Source organism: Streptomyces xiamenensis (assembly GCF_000993785.3).
Lineage (GTDB): Bacteria > Actinomycetota > Actinomycetes > Streptomycetales > Streptomycetaceae > Streptomyces > Streptomyces xiamenensis.
Genome location: NZ_CP009922.3, coordinates 304,766 through 324,515, shown reverse-complemented (window position 1 = coordinate 324,515; position 19,750 = coordinate 304,766). Strand labels below are relative to the sequence as shown.

The window sequence follows — 19,750 nt, the reverse complement described above, 5'->3', positions numbered from 1 at the left end:
GCCGGGGGTCCTTCGGGCGCACGGTGGCGCCCGAAGGACCCGGGAGCGTCCGCCCGGCCCCGCGCGTCAGCGCGGGGGCACGCGCGGGAAGGTGACCGCGTGCGCCGGGAAGGTGTGGGCGAACCGGTCGCGGGACGCCACTGGGTGCCGTCGGTTCGGGGGTGATTCAGGCGCGCGGGTCCTCGCCGTTCGGGCCGGCCGGTTCAGCGGGCCCCGAAGGAGTACACGGTGGTGGAGCGATAGGTGCCACCGGGGCGCAGCACGGTGCTGGGGAAGTCCGGCCGGTTGGGGGAGTCCGGGAAGTGCTGGGTCTCCAGGCACAGGCCGTCGCTCTGCCGGTAGAAGCGGTCGCTGCTGCCGCTCAGCGTGCCGTCCAGGAAGTTCCCGCTGTAGAACTGCACGCCGGGCTCGGTGGTGTGGACGGACATCGAGCGGCCGGAGGCGGGGTCGTCCAGGGTGGCGGCGGGGCCGGGGCGGGAGGTGATGCCCTTGTCGAGCACGAAGTTGTGGTCGTAGCCCTGCCCGTACCGCAGTTGCGGGTGGGCGGTGCGGATGTCCCGGCCCACCGGCTTGCGCCGGCGGAAGTCGAACGGGGTCCCGGCGACGCGGGCGAGTTCGCCGGTGGGGATGAGCGTGGCGCCGACCGGGGTGTAGCGGGAGGCGACGAGCTCCAGCCGGTGGTCGAGGACGGATCCGCTGCCCTCGCCGCTGAGGTTGAAGTAGGTGTGCTGGGTCAGGTTGACGACGGTGGGTGCGTCGGTCGTGGCGTGGTAGTCGATCCGGAAGTCCCCGTCGTCGGTGAGGGTGTAGGTGACGGTCACCTCCAGGGCGCCGGGGTACCCCATCTCGCCGTCCGGGCTCACCCGGCGCAGGGTGAGGGCGGCCGGCCCGGTGGCGGTGATGTCCCACACCCGCTTGTCGAAGCCGGCGTCACCACCGTGCAGGCTGTTGGGGCCGTCATTGCGCGGGAGTTGGTGGGTACGCCCGTCGAGGGTGAAACGGCCCTCGGCGATGCGGTTGCCGTAGCGGCCGATCAGCGCGCCGAAGTAGGTGGTGGCGCTCAGGTACGGCTCCAGGGTGGCGAAGCCGAGGGAGACGTTGGCGCCGCGCCCGCGCCGGTCGGGTACCTCGAGCGTCTGCACGATGCCGCCGTAGCTGAGCACGCCGAGCCGGGTGCCGCCGCGGGCGAGGGTCCAGCGGTCGATCCGGGTGCCGTCGGGCAGCCGCCCGAAGGTCTCCCGGCGCGGGGCGGCGTCACCCGGGCGGTCCCGCCCGGCGGCCCGGGCGGTGCCGGCCTGGGCGATCCCGGCGGCGGTGGCGGCGACCCCGGCGGCGGCCGAGGTGAGAACGGTGCGTCTGTCGGGACTCATGTCGGGTGCGGCTCCTTGGAGGTGACGAGGTGTTCGCTGGAACGGCGCGCACCTCGCCGCGAACTCGGGAGCGGCTGTCACGCCGTGCCTGTCCAGAATCTCGTACGCAGTTCGAAATCCGGGGCGAACGTAGTGACGTGACGATGACCCGTCAAGAGGGTGGGGGTCGGCCGAGGCGTCAGGGGGCCCAGGGCAGGCGTATCGCCTCCAGCGTCGGGTCGTCGAGGATCGCGCCGATCAGCTCCGTGGGCCCCGCGACCTTGGTGGCCCACAGGTCGTAGTCGGTGCACAGCACCCATGAGCGGTCCCGCGCCCAGAGGTTGGACGGGCTGAAGTCGATTCCGGGGTGTTCGTACAACGCCCCGGCGTCACCGAGGCACCCCGAGAGGACGTGCGGGCTGTCGAGATCGACGGCGCCGAGCGTCATCGGGTTGTAGTAGGCCAGGCAGGCGGTTTCGGGGCCGCCGGGACTGTACGCGGTGAGAGCGGCGATCAGGCGGTTCCAGCTCTCGCGGTCCGCGCTCCCCTCCGTGGGCGGAGTGATGTTCAGCGGCCAGTCGCCCTTCTCGGAGAGAGAGGGAAAACAGCGGTAGCAGGGCAGCAGCCCGTCGGGGACCACGGAGTCCCCCGTCCGTCGCGCGAGTTCGCCCCAGCGCAGCCGCCGCCACCCCGGGCCCGGGTGCCCGGCGCGCCCCAGGCCGCCCCCCATGACCACGCCCTCCACCGGAGGGTCCGTGCCCGGAAGGAGATCGGTCCGGCCGCTGACCTCGGCCGGACCCGCACGGAGGGGCCCGTGGTCCGACAGGTCGGACGCCCCGTGCTCCCACGCGTACATGGCGTTCAGCACCCAGGCCGCGTCGGGCATCGCGGGGGGCAGGAAACCGGTGAGGCCGTCACCGCACAGCTCCCGCAGCCAGTCGGTCGTACCGGCCGGCGCGGGAGACCAGCGGGCCGGCAGTGCGTTCGCGTCGTCGTCCACGCGTGCATTCTCCGGCGCCGAATCCGGACGCCCCGGTGACCGGGGCCGGGGGGTCGGCGATCGGTGATCGCCGCGACATCGCGCCCGGTGCCGTCGGCAACCCCTCCCGCCTGCCCGAACGGCGGGGGACGGCCCGGTCCGGCCCCGGGCGGTCGGGTAGGCTGACGATCACCGATCAGAACCACCTCTGCCTGACGCAGAGCTGGCGCGACCGTATGGCGGCCGGATGCTCCCCTCGACGAGCTCCGGTATCTACCGCAGTTCAGCGCAAGAGGACAGCTCTCGGCGCCGCCACGGGCGCGCTACCAGGCCGCAGAAAGGCAAGGGCCGTGGTAGCCACGGTCGCACCGACGTCGACCTCCCCCCGCCCCGGATACGGACAGCTGCTGCGCACGCGCGGCGCGTGGACGTTCCTGCTCCCGGGTTTCGCGGCACGCCAGCCGTTCGGCATGCTCACCCTGTCCATCGTGCTGCTCGTGCAGCACACCACCGGCTCCTACGGCGCCGCGGGCGCCGTCGCGGCCACCACCGGGGTGGCCATGGCGGTGTGCGCGCCCCTCGCGGGCCGGCTGACCGACCGGTACGGCCAGGGCGCGGTCCTGGTCCCCAGCGTCCTGCTCCACGCGCTGTCGGGACTGACCCTGACCTGGCTCGCCCTGTCCCACGCACCCCTGTGGGCGCTGTTCGCGGTGGCCGTACCGACCGGGGCCAGCGTCCCCCAGATCGGCCCCATGGTGCGGGCCCGCTGGAGTGTCCGGCTCAGGAACTCGCCGCTGGCGCCCACCGCGGCGGCCTTCGAATCCGTCACCGACGAGTTCACGTTCGTCGTCGGCCCGCTGCTCGCCACCGCGCTGTGCACCGGTGTGACACCCGCCGCCGGGCTCGTCGCGGAAGCCTCGCTGACCCTGGTCGGGGGACTGCTGTTCGCGGCGCAGCGGCGCACGCAGCCACCGGTGGTCCGCGAGCGGCGGGCGCGGGCGGCACGGGGGAGCGCCATCCGGGTGCCGGGGGTGCAGGTCCTGGTCGTCGCGTTCCTCGGCATCGGATCGGTCTTCGGCGGTATGCAGGTGTCCCTCGCCGCGTTCACCGAGTCCATCGGCCGACCGGGGCTCAACGGTGTCCTCTACGGCGTCTTCGCCGGGGGGAACATGATCGCGGGCATCGTGTGCGGCGCGATCATCTGGAAGGCCACCCCCCGGCACCGGCTGCTCGGCGCCTACACGGCACTCGCGCTCGCGGCGTCCTGCCTGTGGACGACGGACTCCGTCCTCGTGCTGGCCGGCCTCGGTCTCCTGGTGGGCGTGTGCATCGCCCCCGCCCTCATCACCGGATACACCCTGGTCGGCGACATGGTCGCCGGTGGGGCGCGTACGGAGGCCTTCACCTGGCTGACCGGAGCGGTCGCGCTCGGACAGGCCATCGCCGTCACCACGGCCGGTCAGCTGGAGGACCGGCTGGGGGACGGTGCCGGGTTCCTGGTCCCGATGGCGGGCACGCTGTTCGCGCTGCTCACCCTCACCGCTCTGCGGGAGCGGCTCACGGTGCACGGTTCCGCTCCGGATCCTGACTGAGGGCGAAGAGACCGCTCGGGGTGCGCACGGAGGCCGGCCGTCCGGCCGTCCCACGACATCCGTCGTGCCCGATCCGTCCGCCTTTCAGTCTTCGGGAAATCCGGTTGTAGGATGACTGGGCAAGAAGCTGATCGGTTTGAAGGAGGGGCGCCCATGGCACTGCACGCCGCAGGACGGCAGTCGCTGGTGGACACGGTCGTCGAACAGCTGCGGGCGCAGCTGACCTCCGGCGAGTGGGCGGTCGGGGACCGGCTGCCCACGGAGCACGCGCTCGCCGAAACCCTCCAGGTCGGCCGGAACACGGTCCGCGAGGCCGTCCGCGTCCTGGTCCACTCGGGGATGCTCCGCTCCCGCCAGGGAGAGGGGACGTTCGTGGTCTCCGTCACGGATCCGGCGTCCGCGCTGCGCGCCGTCCAGCGGTCCTCGATCCGTGACGTCCTGGAGCTGCGGACCGCGCTGGAGGCCGAGGCCGCCCGGCTCGCCGCACTGCGCCGCGAACCGGCCGACCTGGAGCGGATGCGGTCCTCCCTGGACGCACAGCTGCTCCTGCGGCAGGAGAACGGCCCCGGCGCGGGGGACACCGAGCTGTACGCCGACCACGACGTGGCGTTCCACCGCGCCATCGTCGACGCGGCCCGGAACACCGCCCTGACCGCGCTGTACGACTGGTTCGCCGCGAGCGTGCGCGAGGCACTGGTGGCCTCCCTCGCGGACCGGGAGATGGCACGGGTGAACCACGCCGATCACCGGGCGCTGCTGGACGCCATCGCCTGCGGAGACCCCGCGGCGGCGGAAGCGGCGTCCCGGGCACTGCTGGAGCGACCGCTCCGGCAGGTCGAGGAATTGCTGGCCGACGACTGACCGGTCCGGTGGCCCCCGACCGGGGCAGCACCGACAGCAACCCGCAGAACGGAAAGGTGACGCACGTTGTCACAAGCACGGCCCGGCATACCCCTGATCGATGCCGGACAGGACCTCCCCGCCCCGCCACCGGCCATACGGCCCACGCGGCGGCCGGCGCTCCCGCACCGCGGACTGGTGCTGCTGGGCATCGTGCTCGCGGCGCTCAACATGCGGGTGGCCGTGGCCGGAGTCTCCCCGCTGCTCACCGACATCGGGGACCACTTCGGGCTGTCGGCCACCGCCGGGGGCCTGGTCACCACCGTGCCACTGGTGTTCATGGGGCTGGGGTCACTCGTGGCCCCGAGGCTGGCCGCCCGCCGCGGGACCGAGGCGGTGCTGTTCGGGGCGCTGGTGCTGCTGTGCGGGGGAATCCTGGTACGCGTCGCGCCCCCCGTGATCGCGCTGTTCGCCGGCGGGATCCTGGTCGGCACGGCGATCGCGCTGCTCAACGTGCTGATGCCGGGGCTCATCAAGCGCGACTTCCCCGACCAGGTCGCGCCCATGACGGCGCTGTACTCCACGACCATGATCCTCGGCGCGACGGTGTCCTCGGCCACCGCCGTACCGCTGGAGCGGGCGCTCGGCGGCTGGCAGGGGCCGTTCGTCTCCTGGTCGCTGCTCGCCGCGCTCTCCGCCCTGCTGTGGCTGCCCCATGTCGTCCTCGCCCGCAAGGACAGGACACCCGCGGCGGCGGCCGGGCCGCGCCCGGTGCTGCGCCCCGGGCCGCGCCTGACCTCCCTGCCGCTGGCCTGGCAGATCACTCTGTTCATGGGGGGCCAGTCCCTGGTCGCCTATGTGGTGATCGCGTGGCTGCCCACGGTGCTGAGCGACCACGGCATGGACAAGGGGGAGGCCGGCCTGGTCTTCGCCTTCAGCACCCTGGTGCAGATGAGCGGTTCGCTCCTGGTGCCGGTGCTGGCCGGGCGCATGCGGCGCCAGCGGGCGCTGGGCGCCGTCACCGCGGGGCTGATGGCCGCCGGCGTGGCGGGTCTGCTGATCAACCCGGTGGGCGGCGCCTGGCTGTGGGCCGTACTGCTGGGCATCGGCCAGGGTGGCACGCTGGGGCTCGCGCTCACGCTGATCGTGCTGCGCACCCGGGACGCGCACACCGCCGCCCGGCTCTCGGGGATGTCCCAGACCTGGGGCTACCTGCTGGCCTCGCTCGGCCCCTTCGTCCTGGGCGCCCTGCACCAGGCGACCGGCGGCTGGACCGTGCCGCTGACCGCCCTGTTGCTGGTGTGCTGCGGTCTGATGCTGCTGGCCCTGGGCGCGGGCCGCGACCGCCGGATCTGACCCCGCCCGCCGGGCCGGCCCAGGGCGTCCGGCGGTGGTCCGCTCTTCACGCGCCCCGTCGGGGCGGGTACGAGCAAGGCCGGCGGTGGGGCCGGCCCGCCCACCGTCACCGACAGTGGTGCTGGCACCGTGAACGCACAGGCAGATCACTGCGTCAGTGGTGATCATTTTCTGCCTTTGACGGGCCAACTGCCCTCCCACCGACGGGCATGGCTGTAGACATGAGCCGAAAGGGCCCGGGGCCGGGCCGCGCCACCTGGTGGCCGGAGCCCGGCTGGCCGTACCCGTCACCCGGGCCGATGGCTCACCGGGGCCCGGTCCCGGCACAGCGACGGCGCCTGACCGCCCCCACCCGAGGGAGGGGCGGGGCGGCTACAGATCGGTGCCCAGGCCCAGCTCGCCGACCGGGACCGGCTGCCCGGTGCGCATGGCCTCGTTGGCCGCGATGCCGACGGCGACCGCGCGCACCCCGTCCAGGTAGCCGGCCGGGCGGCGCAGCGGGTCCGGGGCGAGCCGCAGGTCGCCGCGGAAGACGTCCATGAGCAGGATCGCGTCGCCGCCGCCGTGTCCACCGATGCCGGCCGGGATCGGGACCTCCTCGGCCCGCTCCCAGTGGCGCTGGACGATCAGGCGTTCCCCGTCCGGCCGCAGCGCCTCGCCGGCAGCGGGGACCGGGGTCGCCGACGGGTCGAGGACGGCCTCCCCGTTCTCGGGCAGGTCCACGAAGCCGCGCTCGACCACTTCGAGTTCGGCGCGCCCGGCGGTGCCGTTCACGGTGACGCGGTAACCCTCCCAGGGGCTGTGCGCGTTGAGGGAGTAGGTGAGGAGGGCACCACCGCGGTAGTCGACGAGCACGGCCATGTTGTCCTCGATGGTGATCCCCGGCGCGAACGGGTCGAGGTCGCGGCGGTAGCCGTCGTGGTGCTCGGCGTCCAGGTAGAGCCCCTCCAGGCGGGGGTCCGAGCGCAGATCGAGGGAGAACGGGTCGCCCGGGGCGTCGGTTCCGCGCTCGGGCCGCTCGCCCACGCCGCGCTCGCGGGCGTTGACGTCCCCGTAGAACCGCAGCCCGCCGGATGCGAAGACGCGGCGGGGGACGTCGTCCAGCCACCAGTTCACGAGATCGAAGTGGTGGCTCGACTTGTGCACGAGCAGGCCGCCGGAGTTCTCCTTCTCACGGTGCCAGCGGCGGAAGTAGTCCGCTCCGTGCACGGTGTCCAGCGCCCACTCGAAGTGGACGCCGGTGACGGTCCCGATGCGGCCCGAGGCGATCACCTCGCGCAGCGTGGAGTTCCTGGGTGCGTAGCGGTAGTTGAACGTCATCACGACATCGCGGCCGGTCTCGGCGACGGCTTGGGTGATGCGCCGGCAGCCCTCGGCGTCCGTCGTGAGCGGCTTCTCCACCACGACGTCCGCCCCGGCCCGCAGCGCGCGCTCCACCAGCGCGGCATGGGTGTGGTCGGGGCTGGTGACGATGACCACATCCACCTTCTGCTCGGCCACCATCCGTTCGAGCTCGTCGGGCGTGTAGCGGGGCAGGGCCGGGGGCCGCGGGTCGGAGGCCCCCGCGTCGCGCACCTGCGCGTCGTACCAGTCGATGCGGCCGGGGTTCGGGTCGAGCCAGGCGACGATGTGGCCGACGTCCGCGTGGTCCCCGGTCAGGGCGGAGACGTACATGCCCGCCCGGTGACCGGTGCCGGCCACGGCGTAGCGCTTGCGCGGACGGTCCGCCGGCGGGGGCGCGAACTCGGGCACCACACCGGCTGCCGGGGTCGCGCTGCGGCTCGACGCCGGCAGGGGCGCCGTGGGGTTCTGGTCGACGGGGCTGTGGATGCTCATGGGTCCGTTCTCGTCCTTCGGTCTCGGTCGGCGCAAGGGGCGCGGCGTGGCCGCGCGGGGACCCTCGCCGTACCGGTCGGGGATCGGATGCGATGACGAAGTGAACGTTCACCCGCCTCGCCAGTCCGAGGAGTTGTTTCCTTGGAGCGATGAGTGAGACAACCTGTTCAGAAGCGTTTTCCGGGACGGTCCCGAGGTGCTCCGGCACGGAGTGAACGGTCACTCAACCGTAGGTTTGCGTTCTTCCGTGTGTCAAGATGTTCCTCCGTGACCGCTCGGAAGGGAACGCCATGAGCAGTGAGCCCCCGGGGGGCGGACACGCGGCGCCGCGGCGTCCGACCATGCGGGAGGTCGCGCGGCTGGCCGGGGTCTCCCACCAGACGGTCTCCCGCTACTTCAAGGCGGACGGCACCGTCCACGCGGACCTGCGTGCGCGCATCGGCCTCGCCGTCGAACAACTCGACTACCGGCCCAACCTCGTGGCCCGGGCCATGCGCAACCGGCACACCGGGCGGCTGGCTTTCCTGCTTCCCCACGGGACGGCGGTCAGCTCGCTGGAGATGCTCGCCGGTGCCCAGGACGAGGCGCACCGGGCCGGATACGGGGTGGAGGTCTTCACCCTGGACGGGACCTCCCGGGCCCGGGCCGAACGCGCCCTCGAACTGGCCGACTCGGGCTTCTACGAGGGCCTGCTCGCGCTCACCGCCCTGCCGCTGGACACCCGCCGGGCCTCCAGCGGCACCCCGATCGTGGTCACCCCGCATTACGACGCGCACATGCGCAGCATCGGTGAACTGGCCGACGCGCAGGCCATGGCCGAGATCGTCACCGGGCTCGCCCGGCAGGGACACCGCCGCTTCCTGCACCTGGCCGGCGGCTACGAGCACCTGTCCGCGCGGCGCCGCCGCGACGTGTACCTGGAGACGATCGAGCGCCTGGGCCTGACCTCGCACGCCGTCATCGACTGCCACTGGCTCGCCCAGCGGGCCCGTGAGGCCGTCGTCGCGCTGCCGGCCGACAGCGGAGTGACCGCCGTGATCGCCGCCAACGACCTGCTGGCGGCGGGGGCCATCAGCGGGGCGGTCGCCTGTGGCTGGCGGGTGCCGCAGGACCTGAGCGTGACGGGCTGGGACAACAGCCCGGTGGGGGCGGCCATGCCCCCCGCGCTCACCACCGTCTTCGTGGACCACGACATCATCGGCCGCCGCGTGGCCCGCCAACTGCTGGCAACACTGAAGGGGGAGACGCCCCCGAGGAGAACGCGCCGTTCACCGAGGTCATCTGGCGCTCCTCCACCGGCCCGGCCCGCTGACCCGTACGGCCCCGCCTTCGCCCCGGACCCCCGACACGTCCCTGGCCTGAGGCATCCGTTGCCGCCCCGCTCTCTGACGGGGCATGCGGGCGGGGCGCGCGGCCCGGTCGTGCGCCTGATGGGGGCGGGCGGCGTGCGGCGGGGGCGCTCCGGCCCGGTCCGGGCGTCGGATCCACCTCTCCCGGCGGTTTGCCCCCGGCGGCGCTTTGGGGCCCGGCGTCGGTGGGGAGGTCGTTGCGGGCCGCGCTCGGCCGGGCGGCCCGTACATTCCCCATGTTCGGCCGGGAACGGAGGTGAGCTGTATGGAGGATGCGGAGTCCTACGAGCCGCCGCGGGTGACCGAGGCCGGTGACTTCACCGAGGTCACCCTCGGGGGGTTCGGCACCCGCGCCGATGGGGGCGCGCCGCCGTTCCAGACGTGGGGCTGAGAGCGATCGTCGCGATGACGGGGGCGGGACAACCCAGGTTCGTCCCGTCCCCGTCGGTCCGTCGGTCCCGGCGCGCGGGCGCGGAACGGACCGCGTGCGGTTTCCGGGTGGCGTGCGCGTGGAGGACGGTGGGGCTGATGAACGGTTCGTGGGTGGTGCTGCCGGACACGGAAGCCGCCGCCGCCCTGGCGCACCGCCTGGCAGAGCCGGGCGCGCGGAGCCTGCGGCACGCCTCGGGGCGCCCCTGGCTGGTGGGCGCCCGGCACGGCAGCGCGGCGGTGACGGCGCGGGTGGGACGCGTCCGCGTGGCGGTGCTGGGGCGCAGCGCGCTGACCCCCGGGGAACTGAGAGCGCGGATCGCCCAAGTCCGTGATCTCCCCGGTGTCGAGGCGGCGGTCGCCGGTACGGCGGGGAGCTACCACCTGCTGGCGACCGTGGACGGCCGGGTATGGGTACGGGGCGCCGCCTCGGCCACCTGCCGGGTGTTCACCGCCCGCGTCGACGGTGTGCCGGTCGCCGCCCCGGACGCGGGCACGCTCGCCGCCCTGCTCGGCGCGGCACCGGACGCGGAGATGCTGGCCGCCCGCCTGCTGGACCCTCCGATGCCCTGGGCGGCGCTCGGCGGCCGCACCCTGTGGCCGGGAGTGACGGCGGTCCGCCCCGACGACGCCCTGACCTGGGACCGGGACGGCTCCGAGCGCAGGGTGCGGTGGTGGAGCCCGCCCGAGCCCGGACGCTCCCTGCGCGAGGCCGCCGGCGAGGTGCGGCAGGCGCTGACCCGCGCGGTGGCCACCTGCACCGCCGGCGGCGGCACCATCAGCGCCGACCTGTCCGGCGGCCTGGACTCCACCAGCCTGTGCTTCACCGCCGACTCCCGGGGCGGGGCCCGGCTGGTGACGGTGCGCTGGGAGAGCGCCGACCCCCGCAACGACGACGCGCTCTGGGCGCGGCGGGCCGCCGGCGCCCTGCCGGACGCCCGCCATCTGGTGATCGGGGCACCGCGGACCCCCGACTGGTACGCCGGGATCGACACGCTGCGCCTGAGGACGGAGGAGCCGGTGCCCTGGGTCCGGGACGTCGCCAAGCAGAGCGATGTCCTGCGGCGCGCGGAAGCCGCCGGGTCCCGGCTCCATCTCATGGGCGGCGGCGGGGACGAACTGTTCACCCCCGCGCCGCCCTACCTGGCCGATCTGGCGCTGAGCCGCCCCGGGCACGTGCTGCGCCACCTGCGGCGCCGCTGTCTCGACCACCGCGTCCGTACCCTCTCGGGACTGCGCGCCGTCGCCGCGCCTCCCGGATACCGGCGGTGGCTGCGCCACCTCCTGCGGGACCTGGACGGGCCACCCGCCCACGAACTGCTGGGCCGGCTCGGATGGCAGCCACCGCCCCGGATGCCTCCCTGGGCCACCCCCGAGGCGGTGCACGCCGCCCGCGCGGTGCTGCGCGGCGTCCTGGAGGGCCGGGCCGAGTCGCTGGCGGCGCACCGCTGGCAGCACTTCGTGCTGTGCCTGATCAGGGAAGGGGGCAACGCCGTCCGGCAGTTGAACACCACCCTGGCCGGGCCCCCGTACGCCTCCCCCTACCACGACGATCACGTCGTCACCGCCGCCCTGTCGGCGCGGCCCACCGAGACGGACCTGCCCGGGCGGTTCAAGCCGCTGCTGACTTCCGCCATGGACGGCGTCGTCCCGCCCGGGAACCTGAGCCGGACGACCAAGGGCCGGTACGACGCGGATCTCCACCGCGCGCTGCGCCGACAGCGACGCCCCCTGCGGTCCCTCCTGGACACCTCGCTGCTCGCCGCCGGGGGCCTCATCGACCCGGAACGGGCACGCGGCGCGCTGCACTCGCACGCCACCGTCGCCGACATCAACGGTCTGCTGCCCACGGTGGCGTGCGAGGTCTGGCTCCGCTCACACACCCGCTGACGGGCGCGGCCGGCCACCCGCCCGTGGATCACCCGTCGCGGACGCGGGACGGCGCGTGCCAACTGCCCCCGGGGGCAGTCGGCGCGGTCCCCGGGGGCACCCGGCGTCAGAGGGCCGTTCCCGCCGGGGCGCGGGACCTGATAAACAGATCTCGCGAAGGCGGCCCGCTGACGCGTCGCCGACGGAACCTGTCGGTCGGGGAAGCCGCGCGAGCATGTCCTCCCTGCGGCGACGGGGGAACAAGGGGAGCGGCGGAACATGGCGACATGCAAGAAGTGCGGTGCGCGAAAGCGCCGTTGGCCCCGTTCGTGCCCCACCTGCCGCGCCGGGTCGTACCGCGCGGACGCGGCCGTGCTGGGGGCCAATGTGTCCGTGGCGGCGGGGCTGTTCGGGGGGATCAGACGGGCCGTCACGGGCCTGGTCCGGCGGATCATCGACTGGACCTGACCGGCGCACAGCACCACCCGGCCCCGGCGGCTCCTTTCGGCGACCTCGGCGGCGGGTGGGGCCCCGTACGCGGGGGGACCTGGCCGGTGTCGGACGCCGGACCCGGGACGGATCGGCGCCGTGGGACGGGCCCCCGGACGCGTGCGTCCGGCGCACCCTCAGCGCGCCGCTGCCATGGCCGACCGGCCCACCGACAGCCCTGGCGGCGTCCGCCGGGCGCGCCCACCCGGTCCGTCCCGCCCGGTCAGCGGCGCGCGTACGGTCCCGCCGCCGCCGTGAGCATTCCGTGGGCGACGGTGTCGGCCTGCCGGAAGAGCGCGGCGTTGCCCCCGGCGCGGGCGCCGATCGCGGTGTTCCACTCGATGCCCTCCAGCGGAATGCCACAGGCGAACAGATCGGGCTGCGGCACCCCGGCGGCGTCCCGCACCCGCAGCGTGACCGGATCCACGTCCAGCGCCCCGGTCGGGACGGCCGCGTCCCCCGCGCCGGCCCGGTGCGGGCGGGCCAGCCCGCCCGGGGCGAGTGAGGCCAGCAGCGCACTGCCGGTGGTGGCCAGATCCGCCCCCGGCAGCCACGCGTCCAGCAGCGCGCCGGCCCGTACCGGCTCCCCGCCCACCGTCGGGGACGCGCCGGTGAACAGCCCGGCGGCGCCGTCGGTGCCCACCGTCAGCCCCGCGCCCGCGAACTCCACCACCCCCGCCTCGTGCAGCGCCAGCAACTCGGCGATCCGGGAAGCCGGCGGGCCACTGGCCGTATGGGCGCCGAACCCCCGGAACCAACGCAGTTCGCGCGGCCCTGCCGCGTTCAGCACCCCGGCCACCGCCACCCGGCGCACCTGCGCCTTCGTCGCGGCGATCGCCGCCGCCGCGGCCTTCAGCGGGCTCTGCTCCGGGTCCCGGGCGGCGGCGAGGTCGGCGCGCAGGAACCGGCGTATCCAGGAACCCAGCGCCTGACGGTCGGGGAAGACCCGGCCGGCCAGCGGACGGTCCAGCGCGGCCGGGTCGAAGCGGTCGGCCGGGTCGGGAAACGCCTCGGCCAGCAACGCCGCCCACCGCGGCGAACCGTGCTCCACCGCGCCGTACCGCTCCAGGAACTCCGCTCGCGGCAGCCGCGACATCCCCGGCCGCAGCCGCAGCGCAACCTCGTACCAGGCCGCCCCCGCCTCCCGCGCGATCAGCGGCCACACCTCCGTGCGGAAGTCCACCCGGCCGGGACCGCGCGCGGCCAACTGCCGCGCCCGCTCCGCGTCGAAGTACCGCAGCCGGTGCCCGCGCGGCATCGCCCCGGGAGCCTGGCCCCGGGCGAGATACGGCACGCCCCGCCCGGATCCCGCGATCAGCCGGGGTTCACGCCCGGACGGCAGATACCGGGCACTGCCGTCCGGGTTCTGCGTGAAGCGCCCACCTCGTCCCGCCGTCAGCAGGGTGAGCTGGTCGAAGAAGTTCAGGGCCAGGCCGCGCACCAGGACCGTCGCCCCGGGTTCCAGCCGGTCCAGGGCGGCCTCGTGCGGGTACCCGGGCCGCAGGTGCACCAGGCCGTGGTGTTCGGCGAAGCGGCTCAGCTCCCGCTCCCGCGCCCCCGGGAGCTGATCGGTGTGCCCGGTCGCCAGCACCACCGCGTCGGCGGTCACCGCCGGCGCCCCGCTCTCCAGATGGACCCGTATCCCGCCGGGCACCCGCTCCAGCGCGGTGGCCCGGGTCCGGTGCGGCACCACGCGGACACCGTCCGGCGCCCGGCGCGACAGATCCTCGTACGCCCAGGCCAGATACCGGCCCATCAGCGCCCGGCCGGGGTGCTCCCAGGGGGCCAGGCCCAGCCCCCGCTCCCGCGACCACTCCAGCAGACCGGGCCCGGTGAGCGGGGGACCCGCCATGCGGACCGAGTCGTCGGGGTAGGCGGTGGCGTGCCCCGCCAGGGTGTTCATCAGCAGCGCCTCGGGCTGGTCCGGTGACCACACCCGGCCCGCGCCCGGCACCTGTGGCTCGATGACGTGCAGATCGGCGCCGGTGCCCGCCCAGGACCCGCCGGGACCGAGGTGGGCGAGGAGCCGGCCGAGGACGGCCAGGCCACGCGGGCCCGCCCCGATCACCGCGACCACCGGCCGGCTCCGGCTCACCGCCGCGTGTCCCAGATGTCGCCCAGAACCCGGCGCAGATTGCCGCCCAGCACCGCCGTGATGTCGTCCGCGCCGTAGCCGCGCCGGGCCAGCACCTCGGTGATGCGCGGGAGGTCGGCGGGGGTACCCATGCCCTCGGGGTGGATGATGTCCAGGTTCAGGTCGTCCCCGACGATCGGGATCTCCGGGTACAGCCGCCGCACCCGTGCCATGCCCGCCTTGGAGTACTTGCGCTCGTCCCCCACATCGGTGCCCACGATGACGTGGTCGATCCCGACCAGGTCCACCAGGTGGTCGATGTTGTCGGCGAACACCTCCGGGTCGGCACCCTGGGTGAGGCCGCTGGGGGAGAGGAATCCGGACTTGGCGGCCAGCCCGAACACCCCGCCCCGGGCGGCCAGTTCCCGCACCACCTGGTCGCTCTTGTTGCGCGGGCTGTCCACGAACCGGGTCAGCCCGGCATGCGTGACCAGCACCGGCTTCTCGGACAGCTCGATGGTCTCCAGCGTGGAGCGCTCACCGGTGTGCGACAGGTCCAGGGCGACCCCCAGGTCGTTGCACTCCCTGATCAGCGCACGCCCGAACCGGCTCAGCCCGCCGTTGGCGCTCTCCCCGCTGCCGTCGGCCGCGTAGTTGCGGTTCTGGTACGTCAGGCCCATGAAACGCAGGCCCATCTGGTACAGCGCGTGCAGCCGCCACAGGTCCTCACCGATGGGCTTGCTGTCCTCGAAGCCGGCGAACCAGGCCACCGTCCCCTCGTTGTGCGCCCGGTCCACATCGGCCAGACCGTAGCCCTGGAAGACCCGCCCGCCGGTCTCCGCCAACCGCCGCTGCCAGCCCGCGATGCCGGCCGCCGCCGCGTCGTAGTCCTGCGAGATGGACACTGCGTGGTTGACGGCGGTGACCCCGGACGCGGCGAGCTTGCCGAGGTAGATCTCGTCCGCCCAGTTCAGCGGGGTGCAGTCCAGGGCGTTGAAGACGACGCTGTCACGGTGCAGCGCGGCCGGGTCGAAGGCCGGGGCGGCGGGTGCGGTGGACACGGGGAACTCCAGGGGTGGGGTGGGGATTACGAACGCAGGCTCTGGCGCAGCCCGAGGCCGCGCTCCACGAGGACGACGGCCACGACGGACAGCAGCACCAGGCACACCGACAGCGCCGCGATGGACGGATCGCTGCGGTACTCGACGTACTGCAGGACGGCGACCGGCAGGGGTCGCACGTTGTGGCCCGAGACGAACAGCGAGATCACCGTCTCGTCGAAGGACAGCAGGAAGGCGATGATCCCGCCGGAGAACAGACCGGGCCGGATGGCCGGCAGGGTGATCCGGCGGAAGACCGTGAACGGACCGGCGCCCAGCGTCCGGGCGGCCTCCTCGGCCCGGGGGTCGGCACCGGCCAGCGCCGCCGAGATGGTGCGCACCACGTACGGGATGGTGACGCCCAGGTGGGCCAGGATCAGGCCCCAGTAGGTGTCGGTCAGTGGAATCGGCGCGAACAGGATCAGCAGGGCCAGGCCCAGCACGATGTTCGGCACCAGCAGCGGCGACAGGAACGCCGCCTCCACCGCGCCGCGCCCGCGGAACCGCAGCCGCGACAGCGCGAGCGCCGCCGGGATGCCGCAGGCCAGGGCCAGCGCGGTCGTGGTCGCCGCGGTGATCGCGCTGACCTTGATGCCCTCCTGGAAGTCCGGGTTGGCGAACACCTGCCGGTAGGGCTCCAGGCTGAACCCCTCGGGCGGGAACCGCAGGAAAGTGCTGGTGTCGAAGGACACGATGAGGACGATGATCACGGGAGCGAGCAGGAACAGGTACAGCACGGTCAGCAGGACCGCCCAGCCGGTCCGGGCCGCGAGTCCGGCTTTCATGACGCTTTCCTCTCCCGCCCGGTGATGCGGGCCTCCAGCACGCGCTGCGCCCACAGATGGAGGGCGACGACCAGGCCGAACAGCATGAGCAGCAGCACGGACAGCACGGCGGCGACCGGCCAGTTGAGCGAGTTCATCGCCTCGTCGTAGATCTCGGTGGCCAGCACGAAGACCCGTCCGCCGCCGATGAGGCGCGGGGTGACGTAGCCGCTGAGGCTGAGCACGAAGACCAGCAGCGACGCGGTGATCACCCCGGGCGCGGTCAGCGGCAGCACCACCCGGCGCAACACCGACAGCCGGTTCGCGCCCAGTGAGGCGGCGGCCCGCTCCAGTTCGGGGTCCAGGCGGCCGAATCCGGCGAGCATCGCCAGGATCGCGAACGGCATGTAGATCTCGGTGGAGGCGATCACCACGCCGGTCATGTTGTTGGCCAGCCGCACCGGGTCGTCGATCACCCCGATGGCCAGCAGCGTCTTGTTGATGACGCCCTGGTTGCCGAGGATGGCCATCCAGCCGAAGGTGCGGGCCACCGAGGAGATCAGCAGCGGCGCGACGGCCAGCGCGAACAGCAGGCTGCGCCACCGGCTGGTGGTGCGGGCCAGGAAGAGCGCCACCGGGTAGGCGAGCAGCAGGGTGAACACCGTGGTGAGCAGCCCCAGCTGGAGGGTCTGCCCGATGACGTTCCAGTAGTGGGCGCTGGTCAGGACATCGGTGAAGGTGGACAGCGTGAGCGTCTGGAGGATGGCGCCGCCCGGCAGCGGCTGGTTGAGCGCCATGCGCACCACCCACACCAGCGGCAGGGCGTAGGTGAGGAGCAGCGCGAGCGCCCCGGGTGCCAGCAGCCACAGCGCAGGGCGGCGGTGCCACCGGCGGCCGGCGGGGGCCGGTGGTGCGTCGCTGGTGGGGGTCTCGGCGGAGGGCGCGGGGGAGATGGCGGTCACGCGGCGTCCTGGTTGTCGGCCACCAGGCGGGGCGCGGCGGCGTCCCAGCCGAGGGCGACCTCGGTGCCGGGCCCGAAGGTCCCGCCCGCGCCGGCCGGCTGCTCGACCTCCAGCTCCGGGCCGCCGTCCGCCGTACGGACCCGGTAGGAGATGACCTCTCCGCTGTAGCCGGCGGAGAGGACCGTGCCGCGCGGGCCCCCGGCGCGGCCGTCCGCACCGGCGGGGCGCAGGGTGACGCGGTGCGGGCGGAGCATGACGGTGGCCCGGCCGTCGGGCGTCACCGCGCTGCCGGCGGCCCGGACGGTGCCAAGGCCCGGGACGGCGACCTCGGCGCCGTTGCTGTCCTGGCCGGTGACCGTACCGGCCACCAGGTTGGCGCGGCCGACGAATTCGGCGGTGAACCGTCCCGAGGGCCGCTCGTACACGTCCTCGGGGGTGCCCAGCTGCTCGATGCGGCCGGCGTTCATGACGGCGACCCGGTCCGCCATCGACAGCGCCTCGCGCTGGTCGTGGGTGACGAACACGGTGGTGATACGGGTCTCCTGGTGGATGCGGCGGATCTCGTCGCGCATCGCGCCGCGCAGCTGGGCGTCGAGGTTGGACAGCGGCTCGTCGAGCAGCAGCACGTCCGGCTCGATGACCAGGGCCCGGGCCAGCGCGACACGCTGCTGCTGGCCGCCGGAGAGCTGGGAGGCGCGGCGCCCGCCGAGGTGGCCCAGACGGACCAGGTCCAGCGCGCGGGCGACCCGTTCGCGCACCTCGCTCTTGGCGACCTTGCGCATCTCCAGGCCGAACGCCACATTGCGCGCGACGTCCAGATGCGGGAAGAGCGCGTAGGACTGGAAGACCACGCCCATGTCACGGCGGTGGGCCGGCAGCCGGGTGATGTCGCGCCCGCCCACCTCGACGGTTCCGCCGCTCGGCTCGATCAGGCCGGCGATCATGCGCAGGGTGGTGGACTTGCCGCAGCCGGAGGGCCCGAGCACGGCGAGCATCTCGCCGTGCGCCACCGTCAGGTCGATGCCCGCGACCGCGGCCCCGGCCGGGGTGGACCGGCCGGGGAAGACCTTGGTGAGGGCGCGGAGCCGGAGGTAGTCCGTCCGGCCGGCGGCGGGCGGGGCCGTGTCCGCCGTCTGCTCCGTCACGGCCGGCTGCTGGTCAGCCACCGATGACCTCCTGCTTGATGCGGTCGACCCAGTCGGTGTAGCGGGAGGTGATCCAGCTCCAGTCGACGGGGATCTGGTGGGCCTGCTGCTGCTCGGACGCGGTGGTGCGCTCCCGCACCTCGGGGGAGAGTTCGACGTCCTGGTTGACGGGCGCGTAGTAGGCGGCCTCGTCGAACGCCTTCTGGGCCTCGGCCCCGATCGCGTAGTCGATGAACTTCTGCGCCGCCTCGGCGCGGGGGGTGTTGTTGACCAGGTTGATCGTGTTGATCTGGGTCACCGTGCCCTCCTGCGGGAGCACCGGCTCGACCACGCCGCCCGAGGTGTCCTTGTAGTACTGGCCACGGGCGTTCCAGCCCACCGCGATCCCGGCCTCGCCGGACTGCACGGCGGTGTACACGTCGGGGGCGGGCTGCCAGGTCTCCACGCCGGGCGCCAGCTCCTGGAGCCGTTCGATGGCGGGGTCGATGTCCTGCTGGTAGTCGGTGCCGAGGATGTCCGAGAGCGCGATGATCAGCGCCACCCCGCGGGTGTCGGCGATCGGCATGGCGAGCTTCCCCCGGTACTCGTCCTTCCACAGGTCGTTCCAGCTGGTGGGCGCCGTGTCGATCTTCTCGGTGTTGTAGAGGATGGACAGGCTGTCGAGGGTGAGGCCGGGGCCGAAGCCGTCCTTGCTGCGGGCCTCGTCGACGAGCTGGTCGAGGTGGGGCACCAGCTCCGGGTCGAGCCGGGCGAACAGGCCCTCCTCGTTGGCGGTGGGGGCCACCGAGGAGTCCATCAGCGCGACGTCGGCCGCCGGGCGCGCGGTGCTGGCCCGCAGTTTGGCCAGCACCTCGGCCGAGTTCTGGATCGGTACGTAGGTGACCTTGATGTCGGGGTTGGCGTCCTCGAAGGGCTTGATGACGTGCTCGGTGAACTCGTCCTGGAAGGTGCCGTAGAAACCCATGAAGGTGATGGTGGTGGTGTCACCGTTCTGGGCGGCGGTGTCCGGCGAGGCGCAGGAGGCGGCCAGGACGGCGGTCAGGGCCGCGGTGGTGGTGAGGACCAGTGGGCGGCGTGAGCGCAAGGGCATGGCGGTGCTCCGGGGGTGATGACGAGCGGGGAACGGACGCCCGGCGGGCGCCCCGGGGACGACGTCCGGCCGTCAGCGGGCGGGTGCCGCTGTGCTCAGGGGGGAGCGGGGACCGGACGTCCGGCTACAGGAGCCGGAGAAACGGGGCGGGCCGCTGACCATGTCCGCCCTCCTTCCGTGAGCATCCGTCCGCATGGTGGCCGGTGTCATGAGACGCCACAGGGCGAGAGGCGCCCCGCTCGTGCGTCACTGTGTGCCGCCTCAGCAAACTAGCTGGACCTGTCCCTCGCCGTAAAGCCGTGACCGGCGCAAACAGCCTTCCCGGCGGGCGCCGGCCGGAGGGCGCGAGACACCTGCGGCGCACCGATCCTGATGCATCAGGTGGCCGGGAGTGGGGTGTGCGGCGCCGGAAAAGGACGCTTTCGGTGGCACCTGTTGCATCAGGTTGCTCAGCGTGCCCTGCTGTCGCGTCCGATAGTCTCCGTGGCACCATCGATTTTGCCCCGTGCAATGTCTCGAATAGCGAG

The 19,750-nt window shown here is 73.7% G+C and carries 15 protein-coding genes; 6 read left to right on the top strand and 9 right to left on the bottom strand.

All coding sequences use genetic code 11. The features are described 5' to 3' along the window. Positions 1-203 precede the first annotated feature (203 nt). Together SXIM_RS01350 and SXIM_RS01345 are read right to left on the bottom strand one after the other, a co-directional pair. A complete protein-coding gene (locus SXIM_RS01350; RefSeq protein ID WP_046722704.1) occupies positions 204-1,370 on the bottom strand; it encodes an aldose epimerase family protein in 1,167 nt (388 codons plus the stop codon). A 178-nt stretch (positions 1,371-1,548) separates the two neighbouring features. Further along, a complete protein-coding gene (locus SXIM_RS01345; protein WP_030726877.1) occupies positions 1,549-2,349 on the bottom strand; it encodes a hypothetical protein in 801 nt (266 codons plus the stop codon). A gap of 329 nt (positions 2,350-2,678) precedes the next feature. Here SXIM_RS01345 and SXIM_RS01340 point away from each other — a divergent pair, with 329 nt between their 5' ends. The 3 genes from SXIM_RS01340 (at position 2,679) to SXIM_RS01330 (ending at position 6,116) form a co-directional block, all read left to right on the top strand. Next, positions 2,679-3,920, top strand: a complete 1,242-nt coding sequence (locus SXIM_RS01340; RefSeq protein ID WP_030726874.1) for an MFS transporter — start codon at positions 2,679-2,681, stop codon at positions 3,918-3,920. Positions 3,921-4,073: 153 nt separating this feature from the next. Beyond that, the gene (locus SXIM_RS01335) at positions 4,074-4,781 is read left to right on the top strand and encodes a FadR/GntR family transcriptional regulator (protein WP_030726871.1); all 708 of its coding nucleotides are present in this window, start codon (positions 4,074-4,076) and stop codon (positions 4,779-4,781) included. Between the two features lie 66 nt (positions 4,782-4,847). After that, on the top strand, positions 4,848-6,116 hold the full coding sequence (locus SXIM_RS01330) for a CynX/NimT family MFS transporter (protein WP_030726868.1): 1,269 nt from the start codon (positions 4,848-4,850) through the stop codon (positions 6,114-6,116). Positions 6,117-6,488: 372 nt separating this feature from the next. Here SXIM_RS01330 and SXIM_RS01325 read toward each other — a convergent pair whose 3' ends face one another. Beyond that, the gene (locus tag SXIM_RS01325; RefSeq protein ID WP_053116066.1) at positions 6,489-7,952 is read right to left on the bottom strand and encodes a Gfo/Idh/MocA family protein; all 1,464 of its coding nucleotides are present in this window, start codon (positions 7,950-7,952) and stop codon (positions 6,489-6,491) included. Positions 7,953-8,242: 290 nt separating this feature from the next. Here SXIM_RS01325 and SXIM_RS01320 point away from each other — a divergent pair, with 290 nt between their 5' ends. The 3 genes from SXIM_RS01320 to SXIM_RS01310 all read left to right on the top strand — a co-directional run bounded on the left by SXIM_RS01320 (position 8,243) and on the right by SXIM_RS01310 (position 11,620). Next, positions 8,243-9,616, top strand: a complete 1,374-nt coding sequence (locus SXIM_RS01320; RefSeq protein ID WP_168222741.1) for a LacI family DNA-binding transcriptional regulator — start codon at positions 8,243-8,245, stop codon at positions 9,614-9,616. Next, complete coding sequence (locus SXIM_RS28780; RefSeq protein WP_107046937.1) at positions 9,567-9,692, top strand: lasso RiPP family leader peptide-containing protein; 126 nt, start codon at positions 9,567-9,569, stop codon at positions 9,690-9,692. Before SXIM_RS01320 ends, SXIM_RS28780 begins: the two co-directional genes overlap by 50 nt. A 137-nt stretch (positions 9,693-9,829) precedes the next feature. Next, the gene (locus tag SXIM_RS01310; RefSeq protein ID WP_046722702.1) at positions 9,830-11,620 is read left to right on the top strand and encodes an asparagine synthase-related protein; all 1,791 of its coding nucleotides are present in this window, start codon (positions 9,830-9,832) and stop codon (positions 11,618-11,620) included. Between the two features lie 691 nt (positions 11,621-12,311). Here SXIM_RS01310 and SXIM_RS28465 read toward each other — a convergent pair. The 6 genes from SXIM_RS28465 to SXIM_RS01275 are packed head-to-tail and all read right to left on the bottom strand — an operon-like array spanning position 12,312 to position 19,223. Then, positions 12,312-14,183, bottom strand: coding sequence for an FAD/NAD(P)-binding protein (locus tag SXIM_RS28465; protein WP_078846808.1), 1,872 nt, complete (start codon positions 14,181-14,183; stop codon positions 12,312-12,314). After that, the gene (locus SXIM_RS01295; protein ID WP_046722700.1) at positions 14,180-15,223 is read right to left on the bottom strand and encodes a dipeptidase; all 1,044 of its coding nucleotides are present in this window, start codon (positions 15,221-15,223) and stop codon (positions 14,180-14,182) included. The genes SXIM_RS28465 and SXIM_RS01295 overlap by 4 nt, the downstream gene beginning before the upstream one ends. 26 nt (positions 15,224-15,249) lie before the next feature. After that, entirely contained in the window at positions 15,250-16,047 is a 798-nt protein-coding gene (locus SXIM_RS01290; protein ID WP_030726851.1) for an ABC transporter permease, read from the bottom strand. Further along, positions 16,044-16,988 carry an ABC transporter permease gene (locus tag SXIM_RS01285; protein ID WP_234306755.1) on the bottom strand — a complete coding sequence of 315 codons (945 nt, stop codon included), beginning with the start codon at positions 16,986-16,988 and terminating at the stop codon, positions 16,044-16,046. Before SXIM_RS01285 ends, SXIM_RS01290 begins: the two co-directional genes overlap by 4 nt. Beyond that, entirely contained in the window at positions 16,985-18,154 is a 1,170-nt protein-coding gene (locus SXIM_RS01280) for an ABC transporter ATP-binding protein (protein WP_246156813.1), read from the bottom strand. The genes SXIM_RS01285 and SXIM_RS01280 overlap by 4 nt, the downstream gene beginning before the upstream one ends. Continuing rightward, positions 18,147-19,223 (bottom strand): ABC transporter substrate-binding protein, encoded by a 1,077-nt coding sequence (locus tag SXIM_RS01275; RefSeq protein WP_046722699.1) that lies wholly within the window; start codon positions 19,221-19,223, stop codon positions 18,147-18,149. The genes SXIM_RS01280 and SXIM_RS01275 overlap by 8 nt, the downstream gene beginning before the upstream one ends. Between the last annotated feature and the right edge of the window lie 527 nt (positions 19,224-19,750).